Consider the following 17,344-nt stretch of genomic DNA (forward strand, 5'->3'; position numbering starts at 1 on the left):
GGGGCTAGATGTAATGAAAATCATGTCAACTAACTGTGTAATCGAACGAATACAACCAGAGCATTTCACAGATATACATATACTCTACTCTAATAAACAAGTTCGAACTTTTCTCGGGGGTGTTCCATCAAACAACTATATAGAAGCATCTTTTAAAGGCATGCTAGAAGCACCATTCCCTAATACATATTTATATATCACTTTAAAGACGACAGGTGAATTTATAGGTCTTGTCTCGATCGATGAATACCATGATAAGGATCTATATGAGCTTTCCTATCAATTTTTACCTCAGTTTTGGGGGAGGGGGTTAGCTTTTGAAGTGCTTACACAGGTAATTGAGGAGGGGTTGAATTATCTGAATATAGCATCTATTGTGGCAGAAACACAAACGGCTAACAAGGCATCTTGTTGCTTACTTGAAAAATTAGGCATGAAGAAAATTCAGACGTTGGAAAGATTTGGACATGAACAAGCTGTATATGAATTAAGAAAAAATAATGAACGGACAAGACAAATCTTTGCCCTATCAGGCGGAGGATTTTCTCAGCAAAACCCGTCAATTATCGACGAATACATTTTACGTCAAGTTCAAATAAATGAACGAGTTAAAATTTGCTTTATTCCCACCGCAAGTAAGGATGCACAAGGGTATATCGAGAAGTTTTATGCAGCATTCCAACATTGTGAAGCAACGCATATTTTGCAAAAGGATATGCTTGATAAAAATATTCGAGAAAAAGTACTAGCGCAGCATATTATCTATGTGGGTGGGGGGAATACAGGTTATCTTCTTGAAAAGTGGCGAGAATATGGTTTTGATGAATTGTTAAAGGAAGCTTATCAAAAAGGGGTTATATTAGCTGGTATCAGTGCTGGGGCCATGTGTTGGTTTGATAAATGCTATAGTGAAAACACAAATAATGATTTTGAGGAATGGAAGGGCTTGGGAATATTAGCAGGTACTTATTGTCCTCATTATGATAATCAAGAGAGAAAGTGGGCATTTGATCGCTGGTCAGGAAATCATCCCACATTACCAGCATATACACTCATTGATGCAGAGTCGCTCCATTTTAGGAATGAAAAATTAGTAGCTAAAATTCAAACCTATTAGAAGGGACATAGAAAATATGAGAATACCAGCAAAATTAACATTGGGTGATGAGATACGTGTTATTGCTCCAAGTAGAAGTGCCCAAATTTTAAAAGTAGAGATGGTTGAACAAACGAAGACCATACTGGAGAGATTAGGGTTTCGCATATCGTTTGGTCACCACATTTTTGAGTGTGATTTGCAGCAATCTTCATCCATCATGCATCGTGTTACGGATATACATGAAGCTTTTCGAGATCCACAGGTGAAAGCAATACTGACGGTGCTTGGTGGATACAACTGTAATGAGGTTTTACCTTATTTAGATTATCAAATGATTGCTGAAAATCCGAAGATACTTTGTGGGTTTAGTGATATCACGGCCTTAGCTATAGCTATTACTAAAAAATGCAATTTTATCACTTATTCAGGGCCACACTTTTCTAGCTTTCGTATGGCGCAAGCACAACAATATCAGCTGTCCTATTTTCAAAAATGTTTAATGGAGAAGAATCCATTTCCCCTAGTAGCATCTAGCGTTTGGAGTGATGATGCATGGTATATAGATCAGGACAATCGTCATTTTGAAGCAGCCGGCTGGAAGGTCTATTCGGAAGGGGAAGTGAGTGCGCAGCTTTATGGTGGTAATTTATGCACATTAAATTTATTGCAAGGAACAGCTTACATGCCTGATTTATCGAATTGTATTTTATTTTTAGAGGATGATGAGCTTGTGAATCCTGCTATTTTTGCACGTGATCTCACGTCATTATTGCAAGCAACGACTCCAATTAAAGGATTGGCAATAGGTCGATTTCAACGAGCTTCCGCTATGACAGAAGAACAATTACATTTTATTTTAGACAAGCATCCACTATTAAAAACTATCCCTGTATTATATGATGTGGATTTTGGTCATACACAGCCGATTTTTACATTCCCTATCGGTGGGAATATCCAAATGAATACAAAAGAAATGTGGATTCAGGTGACGAAATTTTAGAAGGAGAGTGTGCTCAACATGATTATACGAGAAGCAACCCGACATGACAGTGAACAAATTATAGCTGTTATGACAAATGCAGAGGCATCGAATTTTATGTTATTTGGACCAGGTGAGCGCAATTTAACACCTAAGCCATTTGGGGAGTATATAGACAAGCTACATCATAGTCAACACTCGGCTTTGTTCGTAGCTGAAATAGATGAACAGGTTGTGGCGTACTTAATTGTACAGGGCAATGAGCCGACAAGAATTACTCACCGTGCTTATCTTGTCATAGGCATACATAGTGACTATAGGGGAAGAAAGATTGGAACGGCTTTATTTCATCAAGTAGAAAATTGGGCAATGGATAATGGTGTACATCGTCTAGAACTAACCGTTATGGAAAATAATGAGTCGGGTGTTGCTTTGTATAAGAAAATGGGCTTTGATATTGAGGGAATGAAGCGGGATTCGCTGTATGATGGACAATATATCAATGAATATTACATGTCAAAACTATTGATTGGAAGAGGAACTAGCGTATGACTTCAAAAATAAACATCGGCATCTATTCACCATCCTCACCAGCAACGGTGACGGCTTTGGAACGTTATGAACGTGCTAAAACGTTTCTGGAGGAGAAACATTTTCAAATCGTGACAGGTTCTCTTACTGGCAAATCAGATTATTATCGTTCAGGTTCTCCAAAGGAAAGAGCAGAAGAATTGAATGCGTTACTACGCAATCCGAATGTGGATATGATTATGTCTACCATCGGGGGCACCAATGCCAATAGCATGCTACCTTATATTGATTATGAGGCTTTTCGTCAACACCCAAAAATTGTAGTAGGTTATTCGGATGCAACGGTCATTCTACTGGCACTTTATGCAAAGACGGGTATATCAACTTTTTATGGCCCAGCCCTCGTACCTTCCTTTGGCGAGTTTGAACCTTTAGTAAATGATACCTTCAAATTTTTTGAGCATTATTTCTTGAAGCCGCAAGCATTACCATATGAAATTCCAATGCCTCCTTATTGGTCAGATGAACCTGTTAATTGGCTAGAGAAGACAGTCGATAAGCAGCTCAAAAAAAATGAATGGTTAGCGATTCAGCAAGGGGTTGCTGAAGGGAGGTTAATTGGTGGGAATGCTAATGCCATGTATGGTTTTATTGGTACGCCTTATTTCCCTGAAGTTTTGGAAGGTGACATTTTATTAGTGGAGGACTGCTTAAAAAATGCTGCTGTTGTTGAAAAGAATTTTGCTATGCTGAAATTGCATGGTGTCATTAACAAAGTTAGTGGGATTATTTTGGGGAAACATGAATGCTATGATGATTTAGGAACGGGGCGACAACCCTACGATATTCTACTTGAACAGTTGGATGGAATAGAAATTCCTATATTAGCAGAGGTGGATATTTGTCATACACACCCTATGCATCCAATAGCGATAGGCAAACGAGTAAAGCTAGATGCAACAGCTAAAAAGATATATTGTGTAGAAAAATGGTTGTCATGATAAAGCCTTGCATACGGAGCAAGGCTTTGTTTGCTAGAGGTTCCTATAATCATCATCAGTTATAGCGTACATTTTCACATTTTGGTATTGACCCTTAACAAACATACTTTTGCGTAATAACCCTTCAAACTGCATACCTGATTTCTCCATAACCTTTTGGGAGCCAATGTTTTCTTCAAAGCATCGTGCTTGGATACGTACTAAATCTAATTCATTAAAACCGAAGTCAATGAGTTTTTTCGTTGCTTCTGTTGTGAAGCCTTTGTTCCAATAATCCTCAGAAAGCACATAACCGATTTCCGCGTATTTATGAGTGTCATTCATCGTAACAAAATCGATTGTTCCAATAATTATTCCTGCATATTCAATACCCCATAACATCAGATTACCTTGCTGATAACCATCAAAAATTAATGCCATAAAAGCTTTTGTATCCTCTAAGCTTGTATGTGCTTGCCATGTCACATAACGCACGACATTTTCACGGGAAGAGTAGTCATACATTGCTTCTAAATCCTGAGGTGTAATAGGTCTTAATAGTAACCTCTCCGTTTTCATAATTGGTATATTACTCATGATTTACCCCCTTTAACAAATAGTATATAAAAAGCCGACCTATTATAATAATGGATTAGGTCGACTTTTGATGTTTATTCATTTTGAAGCACGATAATTTAAAATTCAACTTTTACATTTATCGATAGCGCTTATCTGTTGCGGAAGAATCCTTTGTTTTGGATTTATGTTGTTCATCTTTCACTTTTTCATTCAATTCTTCGACAGGTATTGGATCAACTGTTTTCATGTCCTCATGTTTATCAAAAATGCTTTCTTTATCTGTATCCAATACATCAGGGTTGTTCGTATTACGTGTTTTCGCCTGTTTTTTATTAGTCATACACTATCACCTCTTACTATTAACTTTCACTTTTTTACTAGAGTGTAAACATTTTGGGTGATAGAGGAAACGGCGATGGCTATCATCACAACCATTTTTCTTAGGAAGAAATAGTGGTCTTTCCTTGAAGTGCACGTTCTTCCATCGTTACATCAAACTCTTTTTCAGATTTTGACACTACAACACAAGCTACACCATTACCAATTAAATTTGTTACAGCACGAGCCTCAGACATAAAGCGATCAACACCGATTAAAAGCGCTATTCCTTCCACTGGTATCATTGGGAAGGCAGCCAAAGTTGCTGCTAATGTGATAAATCCTGAGCCTGTTACGCCTGCTGCACCTTTAGAAGTAATCATTAAAATTCCGAGTAGTGTAATGATTTGAATCCAAGTTAGTTCCATTCCATATGCTTGTGCAATAAACAAGGCAGCCATTGATAGGTAGATGGAAGTCCCATCTAGATTAAAGGAGTACCCAGTAGGAACAACTAAACCTACAACCTGCTTAGAGCAACCATAATTTTCAAGCTTTCGCATCATAGATGGTAGAGCTGATTCAGAAGAGGATGTCCCAATGACTAAGAAAATTTCATCTTTGATGTAAGCGATAAATTTAAAGATGTTGAATTCAAAGAACTTTGCAATGGTACCTAAAATAAAGACAACAAATAAAAACATTGTAATATATACGGCAGCCATTAATAGACCTAGATTACCTAAAGATTTTAAACCAAAATTACCAATTGTATAGGCCATTGCACCAAAAGCCCCGATTGGTGATATTTTCATCACCATACTTACGATCTTGAAGAATATCTCTGCTACTTGCTCAAAGAATGTGATGACTGGTTTTGCAGGTGCACCGATTGAAGCTGCTGCTAAGCCAAATAAAACAGCAGAGAATAGAACTGGTAATAGTTGCCCAGTTGCCAATGCACCAACTACATTTTCTGGAATAATACTAGAAATGAATGCACCCAAGCCCTGCTCAGATTCAGCCGCAGCAGTTGTGTATTTCGAAATATCAGCATCAGATGCACCTGAAGTATCCAAGCCTGTACCAGGACTTACGATTAAAGCAACAGCAATTCCGATTGCTAAGGCAATTGTGGAAACGATTTCGAAGTAAAGTAATGCCTTCCCTCCGATTTTCCCGACCTTTTTCATATCTCCCATACTGCCAATTCCAATAACTACTGTTAGGAAAATAATTGGGGCAATTAACATTTTAATTAATTTAATGAATAGGTCTGCTAAGATTTTTAAGCTGGCACCAAACTCAGGGAAAATGGCTCCGACAATTATCCCAAGGATGATAGCCACTATAACCTGAACAGTCAAATTTTTCAGTAATTTCATTTTTTGCTACCTCTTTTCTAAATTTTCTCTTTGATATCGCTTTCAATAGAATCATCATAGCGAATACTTCTTAAAAAAAGAGATTTAGAAAATAAGAAACATAACGTTCATTAAGTACATTTACGTATCCTTACATATAAATATAGTAATATCAATAACTATTTCTGTTATGGTACGCTATAGTTAATTAATTATTGTTATAATACAAAAACATAGAGTGATAAAAAAGTTCTTTTTAAATTGTCAATTTGTAATATTGTTCATTAAATTCAATATTTTCTGCTACTTATATAGACTAAAGGTGTTGTCAAAAGATTTTTTTGCAGATAATCTTAAAAACATATAATCGATATGTATGCCACTGATTATGAGAATGCAAATTTGAAAGGAAGGAATTTTTTAATGATGAAAATGCCTGTGAACGGCAAAATACTGTTAGTGACATTTTTAATCATTGCACTCTCCTTTTTACTAGGTGGTATTTTTTTACTGGGTAACCTATTATCTGAACAGGAAAAAGACTTTGGTCAGCGGGCAATGCTTGTGGCAAGAACTGTATCAAATGTACCAGAGCTTAGTGTACATTTGGAAAATGACAACATAAAAGAAGCTGCAAAAAATATTAATAAAATTGTAGATGGCATTAGAGTGATTCATAAGGCCGAGTATATTGTTGTGATGAATATGGAACGTATTAAACTATCACACCCAGTAAGTAAGGAATTAGGAAAGCGCAGTGAGTCGCAGGATTTAAACGCAGCGTTTAGTGAACATTATTATGTATCGAAGGCACGTGGAGAATCCGGTGTTATGATACGCGCTTTCGTGCCAATTATAAATGATAAAAGGGAACAAGTGGGCATTGTAGTAGTTGGCTATTCATTACCAGATTTTCTGGAAATGTTACAAAGTTATGAGCGTGAAATTATGATAACGATTGTTATATCGCTGATTTTCAGTATTTTCGGTGCATATACACTCGGACGACATATAAAAAAACAAATGTTTGGGCTTGAACCTCATGAAATTGCAAAAATGTATGTGGAAAGAACAGAAACCTTTAATGCTATGCATGAGGGAATAATAGCCGTTGATAAGGAAATGAATATCACCATTTTTAATGAAAAAGCGGCCGATATTTTAGGGGTTACTAGGGAAATAGAGGACTGTATTGGACAAAAGATTTATGATGTTTTGCCTGATACCCGTCTGCCTGAAATTGTTGAAACAGCAACACCTGTTTATGATCAAGAGCTTTACATTAATCATCATAGTATTTTAAGTAATCGTGTACCCATTATTGTGAATGGAGAGCTAGTCGGAGCAGTTGCTATGTTTAAAGATTTAACAGCTGTGAAAAAGCTTGCGGAGGAAGTAACGGGTGTAAAGGCCTTTGTTCAAGCATTACGTGTGCAAACCCATGAGCATAAAAATAAGATTCATACGATTGCAGGACTACTGCAATTGGGACATACAAAGCAAGCACTTGAATATGTTACAGTGACTACTGAAAATGAAGCCTCATTGACGAAGTTTTTAAATGAACGCTTTCATAATGAAAATATTTCAGGTTTGTTATTAAGTAAAGTAAGCTATGGCAAAGAGCTGGGGATCGAGGTTGAAATTGATCGAAAAAGTCATTTTAAACGCTTTCCACCTCTATTAGATCATCATGATTTTGTTGTATTATTCGGCAATTTAATTGAAAATGCTTTTGAGGCTTTAAATGTCCTTTCTAAGGAAGATAAATATGTAGCCATCTCTGTAGACGAGCATGATGGAGTCTTAGCGATAGCGGTTTCCGATAATGGGATTGGCATGTCCAAAGAGGTGCAGGATCGTATGTTTGAAAATGGATTTTCGTCAAAGGCTAGTGAAAATCGGGGCATTGGTTTGCATTTAGTATATGAAATTGTAAGAAAGGGCAATGGAGATATTGAAGTTGTGAGTGAATTTATGAAAGGAACAAGTTTCTTAATTTTATTTGAGTTAGGAGAAGTATAGATGGATGTAATAAATGTCTTATTAATTGAAGATGATCCAATGGTACGAGAAGTGAACAGGCAATTTATTGAGCAAATCAAAGGATTTTCATTAGTCGGCTATGCTAGCAATGGTATTGAGGGGATTCAAAAAATTAAACAATTAAATCCAGAGCTTGTTTTTATGGACATTTTTATGCCAGAGCAAGATGGCATTATTACGTTAGGGAAAATCCGAGAGGAGCATCTTCATGTTGATGTGATTGCGGTAACAGCTGCGAATGATATGCCCACTGTGCAGCGAATTTTACACTTAGGTGTTTATGATTATATTATGAAACCTTTTACGTTTGAGCGGATTGAGCAGACTTTAAAAAATTACCAAAGCTATAGAAAGAAAATAAGCGGTATGCAAGATTTAACTCAACATGATGTCGATCATTTAATGCAACAACGTCTTCTCGAGCAAGTTGTAGTATCAACAACAGGAATGGATGCCATTCTTATAGAAGAGCTCCCAAAAGGGTTTAATCGAGCTACCTTAGATAAGGTACTTGCATATATAAAGACAAGTGGCGAGGCAGTATCAGCAGAGGAGGTATCAACTTATATAGGGACAGCACGTGTTACAGCTAGACGCTATCTAGACTTTTTAGAAAAGCAGAATCTATTAAAAGTAGATATACAATATGGAAACGTAGGACGTCCTATTCATCGTTATTATATTTAATGATAATAGATTTTAGTTCAATTAGATTGAAAGCCCGTACTTTAGTTTTATTGAAAACGTATGAAGTTATGGTGAAAAATGTACGGAGGAATTCTAGAAGCCCTAGTTCCTAATACATATCATTAAATTCCTTTAAAGGAATAAAAACTGCAAATTATAATATGCAGTTTTTCATAGTGTTGAAAAACAAAACAATCAATAGAATTTTTGTGAAAAGTGAAAATGGATTTCCGTTGCAGGCTACTTGCTTTCCTGTGGGCGAGCGCCGAATCGCTTCCTCCGCTACCGCTCCATGCAGGGCTTCGCCTGTCTCGCTATCCCACGGGAGTCAAGTAGCCCTCCACTTCAACCCACTGACTTTTTAGCAAAGGTGTTCACTACTCTTTATGAAGAGGTGTTGTCACGCTTCACTTCTCCACATTGAAAATAAGAGCTCATCCCCTCTAAGAATACAGTTAATGGGCGATTTGATCGCTATGCTACTATGAAAAAAAGTAAAGACACTTTGCAGAATGATTGATTGGAGTGGAGCCAGCGTCACTCCTAGGGGATTTAGTGATCTGACCCCAAAAATATAAACTTTTTTACGAAGCTTTTCGATACTCAACGGGACTTTTTCCGTTGAGTTTTATTTTTATCCGTTCATGATTGTAGTAGTGGATATAGTCTACCAACGCTTTTTTGAATTCTCCGTAGTTTCTAAACGTAGTTGTGTACAGAAATTCTGATTTCAGAATACCAAAAAAGCTTTCTATCACGGCATTATCTAAACAATTTCCTTTCCGTGACATACTTTGCTTGATTTCGTGCGTTGCCAATAACGCTTTAAAACGTGGTATTTGATATAACCATCCTTGATCAGAATGAATGATTAAGCCACTCTTTTTCGATAACTTTGTATACGTAAACGCCTTTTTAAAAGACTGTTGAACTAACTCAAAATTAGGTGATTTTGATACCTCATATCCAACGATCTCTCGATTGAATAAATCTAATACAGCCGATACGTAGATTTTTTGACCATTTATTTTAAACTCTGTGACATCGGTTACCCATTTCTGATTGGGTACAGTGGCTTCAAAATCACGTTGAAAGACATTCTCTGCGACATAGCCCACCGTTCCTTTATACGAACGGTATTTTTTAGGGCGTACTGTCCCTTTTAAGCCCAATTCTTTCATCAATCGTTGGACCGTTTTATGGTTGATGAAAATCCCTTCATTTCGGAGGGCAAGACAAATACGACGATAGCCATAACGCCCCTTATGGTGATGAAAAAGTGTCTGGATTCGTTCTTTAATCGCCTGATATTTATCTGGTTTTACCCATTTTTGAAGATGATAATAATACGTACTTTTCTTAAGTTTCGCGACTTTTAATAGAGCTTGAAGTGGAAATTCCAGCCTTAGCTCATACACAGCTCTCACTTTTTCTTGGATGTGAAGGCATCCTTTTCTTGAACTAAGGCTTTCAACTTTTTTAAATAGGCATTTTCCATCCGTAAATACTCAATTTCCGCTTTTAACTCTTCCGTTGTTTTTTCATTTAAATCGGACGAAGGTGGTTGTTTTTTTGGCATTGATTGGTGCTCCTTTTCTATTTGATAGAGCGCCTCTCCAGCCTTAGACATCCATTGTTTTTTCCATCTCCGAATGGTTTCACGAGAAGGAATATTAAACTTGGCAGCAGTCTGAAGGAGCGAATCGCCCGTCTCTATCAGGTGTTGAATTACTTTTATTTTAAAAGAATCTTCGTAATTCGTGAACCCTTGAGGACGAATAATTCCTTCAACGCCATGATATCGATATAATTCAATCCATAATCGAATGTACTGTCGATCCCTCTTTAATCTATTGGCAATCTGATACGTACTTTCCTTTTCTTCAATGTAAGCTAGAACTGCGGCTAACTTTTGTTCATCAGAAATCACTAACTGCACCCCCTATATTAAATTTTTCAAGTCCAATATTTTGGGTGCAGTTCATAGCGTCACAGAGGAGACCCTGGAGCGAACGCTAGTGAGTGAAGCGGCTCATCGGACGCCCCCTGGAAAGGACGCTGGCGGAACGGAAATCAATCCCTCACCTTGCTAAAAGGTCTTTTTCTGCTAGTGACATGATCTTTTTTCAACAACATGTAAAAACTGCAAATTATAATATGCAGATCTTTGGATGGATAAAGACGAAAAAGCCCTACATATTAGTAGAGCTTTTTTAGCGTCGAGAAAATCTGTATGCGTTTAAGATTGTTTATAAGCTAAGTTTTAATTGTTTTTTTATCATCAACAATTATCTCAAAACGAAATCTTCACTTTTTTTCTAGCGTGTCAACATCCATATGCTTGAGAGTAGGTTTGCCAGCTTTTAATAGGACTTTACTGCCCAGAAGGAAAAATCCTTGGATGAAGAGTAATAATCCTGTACCGATGAGTAGCCACTCAATAGCAATAATATCAGCTATTGGACCGAAAATTAGCATTCCTAACGGCATCATAGAGGTAGATATCATACTAAGAATGCCAAATACTCTTCCCATATAATCACTTTCAACTTTTTCTTGTAATAACACCGTAGCGGGTGTATTAAAGATTGGCATGGCTATACCAGTAATGGCCATGATCACAAGATACAGCCAAAAAACAGGGATGATTCCGAGAGCCATTGTACAAAGACCAAATAATAAAGCAGATAATGTCATCGTATGCACTTTATTTTTAAAGCCACCCCATGTTGCGATTGCGATCCCACCGATTAACATACCAATGGCAAAGGCCATTTCGATGGCAGTTAAACGCCATACATCATTACCAAAGCTACGTGTAACTTGTAAAGGTGTTAAAAAGGCAGCAGGTGCAGCAAGCAGCATGAAAAAGGCAAAGAACAAGAACAATTGTTTTAAGAAAGCATGCTCTTTAATGTAGATGAAGCCTTGTTTCATATCACTAAAATAGCCTGTTGTTTGTGGCTGCGTTGCTTTTGCATGTGCAGGAATATGCAGAAATAATAAGAAGATAGCGATGGCAATAGCCGCTGTTGTCACATCAATAAAGAAAATGGATTCAATGGAAGCCATTGTTAATAATGCACCACTTGCCATAGGTGCAAGAATCATAATAAAAGCTTGAATGCTACTATTTACGCCATTGACCTTCATTAAGTGCTCTTCAGGCACAAATTGCGGTAAAATAGCGCCCACAGCTGGTGTTTGAATACCCGCGCCAACTGCACGTACGGCTGAGATAACAAATAGTAGCCAAAGCTCATCATAGCCGATTAAAAATAAAATCGCTAAAATTAGCGTGGATAAGGCAATCATGCCGTCTGCCAAAATAATAAGCCATTTGCGATTATAGCGATCTGCCCAGACACCAGCAATAGGTGCTAAGAAGAAGGTTGGTAGAAAGCCGCAAATAATCGCAATGGTCATCATGCTGCCTGATTGCGTTGTAAGCGTAATATACCATGTAATGGCATATTGCACTAGTGCAGAGCCAAAAAGTGAAATCGTTTGACTACTTAAAAAAAGTATCGTATTACGTTTCCAATGTTCCAAATTCGTCATCCCTTTCTAACAGTAGTGCCTGTGTGGAAAGTTAAAAGACAACAAAAAAAGAGGGGAGTAGAAGTCCCCTCTTTTCCAGTATTCCTAAAACAGACTAGACCTAATTCCATTTCCCTTGCACAGCAGGCAAAGTGTACACATATTTAATTAGTAATGTGAAATCGTAGTCTAATTGAAGCTGTCATTGGAATACCCTCCGTTCTATATAAGTTGTGTTGATTGTAGCATAAAGTCCTTCTATGCGTAAAGAATGAATTAAACAAAAACTAGGTCAAATTTAAAAATATGGAAATTATAAAATGAATCTATTAAACTTGGCATAAAAGTGAAATGTATGATTTGCTTTATTTCATCAGGTGAACTTGCTACGAAGACGTGCATATAGCGAGCACTTATCATATACTAAAATAGAAAAATAGCAAATGGAGGAAATATGAGAAAGAATAATAGTAAATGGAAACTTTTAACTTTAGTCGCGATGATTTTTGTATTATGCCTATCGACAATCCCTGTAAATACAGCGAAGGCGAGCACGACACAGCCGAAAAGGGAAATGCGGGCTGTCTGGATTTCAACCGTTCTCAATCTTGATATGAAAGCAGGTATGACAAAGGAGCAGTACACGGCTTGGACACGCCAAACATTGGATCAACTAAAAGCCAATAAATTCAATACTGTTATTTATCAAGTAAGACCAACAAATGATGCAATGTATGCGTCTGATTTAGCGCCATGGTCATCTTACATAACAGGTAAAAAACAAGGCACAAATCCTGGTTACGATCCTCTTGCGATAATGATAGACGAAACGCATAAACGGGGTATGGAGCTGCATGCATGGATGAATCCTTATCGTGTAACAATGTCTGGACAAAAATTGACAGACCTTGCTGCCGACAATGTCGCTAGAACACATCCAAACTGGGTTATCAAATATGGCAAGCAATATTATTTAAATCCCGGTTTACCCGAAGTACAAGACTATTTAGTTGAAGTAGTAAGAGAGTTAGTTGCCAATTATGATATTGATGCAGTTCATATGGATGATTATTTTTATCCATACAAAATTGCTAATGAAGTTTTTCCAGATCAAGCAGCTTTTAAAAAATATGGTGCTTCCTTTAAAAAGGTGGAGGATTGGCGACGAGATAATGTCAATCAGCTTGTAGAAAATCTTTATACGGCCATTAAAGACACAAAGCCATATGTTCAATTCGGTATTTCACCATTTGGTGTATGGCGCAATAAATCGCTTGATAAAACAGGAAGCGATACACGGGCTGGTGTCAATAATTACGATGATTTATATGCAGACGTTAGAACATGGATTCAAAATGGCACAATTGATTACATTACACCACAAATTTATTGGTCAAGAACATTATCTATTGCGAAATATGGGACGCTGCTGGATTGGTGGAGCCATGAAGTGCAAACATACGCAACAACGCACCCTGTGCATCTATACATTGGGCTTGCTGATTACAAGGTGGGCAATGACAGTGATGCAGCATGGAAAAATAAAATGGAATTACCAAATCAAATACTAGCGAATCGTTCGGAAAAGGTTGCGGCTGAGGGGCAAATGCATTTCTCCTTAAGAAGTTTTCAAAACAATAAACTAGGCTATGCAACGATTGTTAGCCAACAACTATACAATTACACAGCACTGACACCAGAAACAACTTGGGATGATGACATAGTGCCGAACGTGCCGACTTTTGTGCAAGTGACAAAGGAAGCGGCAGGACGCAAGATTGAGATTATAGACGAAAATGAAACACAACCACGCAAGTATGTCATTTATCGTTTTACAGGAAACAAAGAAGGCTCTTATGATGACCCTCGAAATATAGTGGATGTTGTTTATAATATGGATGGCCTCACTAAATTTGTGGACAAGTCAGCTCTTGCTAAGCATAGCTATACATACGGCATTACGGCTGTATCTGCTACAGGTGTGGAAAGCAAGGAAGTTTTTGTAGTGAAAGAAGATCAATAAAAAAACAGCTACTCATGCAATGACTGCATGAGTGGCTGTTTTTTATTAATTTTCTTCAGTATCTTTACGGTTTTTCTTTAACATTTTAGATAGCATTTCATAAACAATTGGTACAACAACTAGTGTTAATAGGGTAGAAGATAACAAACCGCCAATTACAGTGATGGCTAAGTCTTTAGAAATTAATCCACTACCACCAGTTCCAAGTGCCATTGGAATCATAGCACCGATTGTTGCGATGGCTGTCATTAGGATAGGACGTAAACGTGTTGCTCCTGCTTCGAGGATCGCCTCACGCATGGCAAGACCATCATGTTCCATATGAATGATACGGTCAACTAATACGATGGCATTGGTTACGACGATACCAATTAACATCAATAGACCCATCATAACAGATACAGAAATGGTTTGACCTGTAACGAATAAACCAATGAATGCACCAATTACAGCAAATGGTAGTGAGAAAAGAATAGCGAACGGAGCTAAACCTTCTCCGAATGTTACCACTAGAATGAAGTAAACAATGGCAATGGCCGCTAACATCGCAATACCAAGCTTCGTGAATGTTTCTTGCATATCTGCAGCAACACCAGCAACGCCAAGCGTTACACCTTTTTGTAAATCTAATTTATCAATTTTCTTATCAGCAGCAGTAGTGGCTTTTGAAATATCGTCACCGATAATCGTACCAGATACTGTTGCGAAATATTCACCTTTTGAACGAGATAATGAGTTAAGTGTCGTACCTTCCTCAACATCTACTAATTCTCCGATTGTCATTGTTGTGCCTAATGCTGTTTTAATTTCAGTAGCTAAGACATCATCAAGTGAAGTCGCAGCTGCTTTAGCATCACGTTGAACAATTACATCAATATCTTTACCATCGTTTTTCACGGTCGTTAACACTTCTTGTGATGTATTCGAATTTAATGCCATCACGATTTGAGCTGTTGTTAACCCATATTGAAGGACATTTTTTTGTTCAACTTTTAACACATGCTCTACATATGGATCTTCATTATCAGATTTAATATCTTCTAAGCCATCCACTTCTTTTAGAGCACCCTCTACTTGTTTTACAGAATCTCGAAGTTTATCTAAGTCATCACTATAAAGTGTATAGCTGACTTCGTTTGATGACATAGACATAGAAGTGAAGTTTTGAGACTTCCATTCTCCTGACTGACCGATGTTAAATACATAGTCCTCAACCTCTTCACGAGCTTTAGGGAAGTCTTCCATATCCGGATCAAAGATAAGGTACATTAAGGCACCACCAGCACCTCCACCCATCATCATTGCTGATGGATCTACATTCTTCGCATCTGTAATGGAAACTTGTAAAATATTAACATCTTTACGTTTCATTAATTCTTTTTCTACTTTTTCAACATTCGCTGCTGTTTCGTCAGCAAGCTCTCCCGTTGCAGGCGTATACGTTAAGTACATAACTTTTTCTTCTTGTGAGCCCATGAAACTAAAACCAATAAGTGGTGTTAATGCAAGAGAACCAACAAGTAAAAGAATTGCAATGACAGATGTAATAATTTTGTGATTTAATACTTTTTCTAAGACACCTTTGTACCAAGTAGCAAGTTTACCAACCTCTTTATGTTGGCTTTCTGTCTTCTCACCGTATAATTTTTTACGGAATAAGAAGTGAGATAAAGCAGGTACGATTGTGATGGCAACTAATAACGAAGCACCTAATGCAAATGTCATTGTAAGGGCAAATGGCATGAATAATTCGCCTACCATACCACCTACGAAAATAAGTGGGGCGAATACAGCTACCGTTACTAATGTTGAAGAAAGAATTGGTTTAAACATTTCAATCGTTGCTTCACGAATTAGGGCACGACCTGTAAGTTTTTCTTGTTTTAAGTGAATTCGTCGGTAAATATTTTCGACAACTACAATGGAGTCATCGATAACACGCCCAATTGCGACAGTAATCGCGCCGAGGGTCATGATATTTAATGTGATATCCATCCAGTTTAAAAGCAGTAATGCCATGAAGACAGAAACTGGGATAGAAATAATTGAGATAATAGTTGATTTGAAATCACGTAAGAATAGTAAAATGATTAATACGGCAATTGCGCCACCAAATACTGCTTTTTCGATCATTGTAAATACGGAATCTTCGATTGGGGCACCTTGGTCAAGAGAGATCTCTACGTTTAAGCCATCTAATCGTTTTTCCTCATCCTTCATGAGGTCTTTTACTGCATTGACAACTGTTACCGTATTGGCATCTTGGCCTTTAACGATTTGAATAGCAATGGCATCTTGACCATTTGTACGTGAAACAGATTGTACTTTACCTTCTACTTCAATTTTTGCAATATCACCTAGACGAACGAAAGGTGAAGGATTTGTAGCTGAAGGTGTAACTGGGATTAATAAATCTTTCAGTTCATCAACGGATTGTACTTTACCGTCTACTGAAACGGCTTGCTCGCCAACAGTAAATTGATATAAACCAAGTGACAGTGACATATCACTTGCCTGAATCATCTGTTTAACAGTATCTTCCGTTAAACCAAGTGCTGCCATTTTTTCTTCATCATATTTAAATGATACTTGTTCAATATGCTGACCTGTGATGGTAGCTGAAGCAACACCATCAATTTTTTCGATTTTAGGAAGTAAAACGTCTTCAACTGTTGCAGTTAAATCCACAATATCTTCCTTAGAGCTACTTACAGATAATGCGACTACAGGCATCATGTTCATGCTGATTGCCATAATAGTAGGCTCTTGAGCACCTTCAGGTAGTTTAATATTATCTAAAGCTGCCTCTAATTGTCGTTTTTTCTCATCCATATCAATTCCATAGTCGTATTCCACTTGAACTTGTGCTACGTTGGAAGAGGATGTTGAGTAAACTGCCTTGACATCTTCTAAACTTTCTATCGATTTTTCAAATGGGATGGAAAGATCATTCATGACTTGTTCAGGCGTTGCGCCAGGATATACACCCATGACAATTAAGTATGGGATCGAAATATCGGGTATCGATTCCATTTTCATTCTTGTACCCGAATAAATACCAGAGACAGTGATGATAATTGTTAATAACCACACTGCCAATTTGTTTTTTAATACGAAATTAACTAAACCTTTCACCTTCACACCTACCCTTTATTGACTATCTAAATTCAATTATTTATACTAATGACTAATCGGTCA

13 protein-coding genes are annotated in these 17,344 nt (G+C 37.3%); 7 read left to right on the forward strand and 6 right to left on the reverse strand.

All coding sequences use genetic code 11. The features are described from left to right. Positions 1-13 precede the first annotated feature (13 nt). The 4 genes from JTI58_RS13295 to JTI58_RS13310 are packed head-to-tail and all read left to right on the forward strand — an operon-like array spanning position 14 to position 3,610. A complete protein-coding gene (locus tag JTI58_RS13295) occupies positions 14-1,117 on the forward strand; it encodes a GNAT family N-acetyltransferase (RefSeq protein WP_205441603.1) in 1,104 nt (367 codons plus the stop codon). A gap of 16 nt (positions 1,118-1,133) precedes the next feature. Continuing rightward, a complete protein-coding gene (locus JTI58_RS13300) occupies positions 1,134-2,099 on the forward strand; it encodes a S66 family peptidase (protein ID WP_205441604.1) in 966 nt (321 codons plus the stop codon). 18 nt (positions 2,100-2,117) lie between these two features. Beyond that, positions 2,118-2,630 (forward strand): GNAT family N-acetyltransferase, encoded by a 513-nt coding sequence (locus JTI58_RS13305; RefSeq protein ID WP_205441605.1) that lies wholly within the window; start codon positions 2,118-2,120, stop codon positions 2,628-2,630. Then, positions 2,627-3,610 (forward strand): S66 family peptidase, encoded by a 984-nt coding sequence (locus JTI58_RS13310; RefSeq protein WP_205441607.1) that lies wholly within the window; start codon positions 2,627-2,629, stop codon positions 3,608-3,610. Before JTI58_RS13305 ends, JTI58_RS13310 begins: the two co-directional genes overlap by 4 nt. A gap of 33 nt (positions 3,611-3,643) precedes the next feature. Here the strand turns inward: JTI58_RS13310 and JTI58_RS13315 are convergent, their stop codons facing one another. From JTI58_RS13315 to JTI58_RS13325, 3 genes are all read right to left on the reverse strand, one after another. Continuing rightward, positions 3,644-4,186: a GNAT family N-acetyltransferase gene (locus JTI58_RS13315; protein WP_205441610.1), complete on the reverse strand. Its 543-nt coding sequence runs from the start codon at positions 4,184-4,186 to the stop codon at positions 3,644-3,646. Positions 4,187-4,304: 118 nt separating this feature from the next. Next, the gene (locus JTI58_RS13320) at positions 4,305-4,508 is read right to left on the reverse strand and encodes a hypothetical protein (RefSeq protein WP_205441612.1); all 204 of its coding nucleotides are present in this window, start codon (positions 4,506-4,508) and stop codon (positions 4,305-4,307) included. A 100-nt stretch (positions 4,509-4,608) separates the two neighbouring features. Continuing rightward, positions 4,609-5,871 (reverse strand): dicarboxylate/amino acid:cation symporter, encoded by a 1,263-nt coding sequence (locus JTI58_RS13325; RefSeq protein ID WP_205441614.1) that lies wholly within the window; start codon positions 5,869-5,871, stop codon positions 4,609-4,611. A 402-nt stretch (positions 5,872-6,273) separates the two neighbouring features. Here JTI58_RS13325 and JTI58_RS13330 point away from each other — a divergent pair, with 402 nt between their 5' ends. Both JTI58_RS13330 and JTI58_RS13335 read left to right on the forward strand, forming a co-directional pair. Continuing rightward, positions 6,274-7,875, forward strand: a complete 1,602-nt coding sequence (locus JTI58_RS13330) for an ATP-binding protein (protein ID WP_205441616.1) — start codon at positions 6,274-6,276, stop codon at positions 7,873-7,875. Next, positions 7,876-8,583 carry a response regulator gene (locus tag JTI58_RS13335; RefSeq protein WP_205441618.1) on the forward strand — a complete coding sequence of 236 codons (708 nt, stop codon included), beginning with the start codon at positions 7,876-7,878 and terminating at the stop codon, positions 8,581-8,583. A gap of 584 nt (positions 8,584-9,167) precedes the next feature. Here JTI58_RS13335 and JTI58_RS25240 read toward each other — a convergent pair. Both JTI58_RS25240 and JTI58_RS13350 read right to left on the reverse strand, forming a co-directional pair. Continuing rightward, positions 9,168-10,471, reverse strand: a protein-coding gene (locus tag JTI58_RS25240; protein ID WP_431844410.1) for an IS3 family transposase whose coding sequence is annotated in 2 segments (ribosomal slippage) — positions 9,168-10,043 and positions 10,046-10,471 — 1,302 coding nt in all. Because the reading frame shifts where the segments join, the coding sequence is not laid out codon by codon here. A gap of 419 nt (positions 10,472-10,890) precedes the next feature. Then, on the reverse strand, positions 10,891-12,144 hold the full coding sequence (locus JTI58_RS13350) for an MFS transporter (RefSeq protein ID WP_205441620.1): 1,254 nt from the start codon (positions 12,142-12,144) through the stop codon (positions 10,891-10,893). Between the two features lie 433 nt (positions 12,145-12,577). On the opposite strand from JTI58_RS13350, the gene JTI58_RS13355 reads away from it, so the two are divergent. Continuing rightward, on the forward strand, positions 12,578-14,146 hold the full coding sequence (locus tag JTI58_RS13355; RefSeq protein WP_205441628.1) for a glycoside hydrolase family 10-like protein: 1,569 nt from the start codon (positions 12,578-12,580) through the stop codon (positions 14,144-14,146). Between the two features lie 45 nt (positions 14,147-14,191). Here JTI58_RS13355 and JTI58_RS13360 read toward each other — a convergent pair whose 3' ends face one another. Continuing rightward, positions 14,192-17,281 (reverse strand): efflux RND transporter permease subunit, encoded by a 3,090-nt coding sequence (locus JTI58_RS13360; RefSeq protein ID WP_205441632.1) that lies wholly within the window; start codon positions 17,279-17,281, stop codon positions 14,192-14,194. Positions 17,282-17,344: the final 63 nt, after the last annotated feature.

The organism is Lysinibacillus fusiformis (genome assembly GCF_016925635.1).
Lineage (GTDB): Bacteria > Bacillota > Bacilli > Bacillales_A > Planococcaceae > Lysinibacillus > Lysinibacillus fusiformis_F.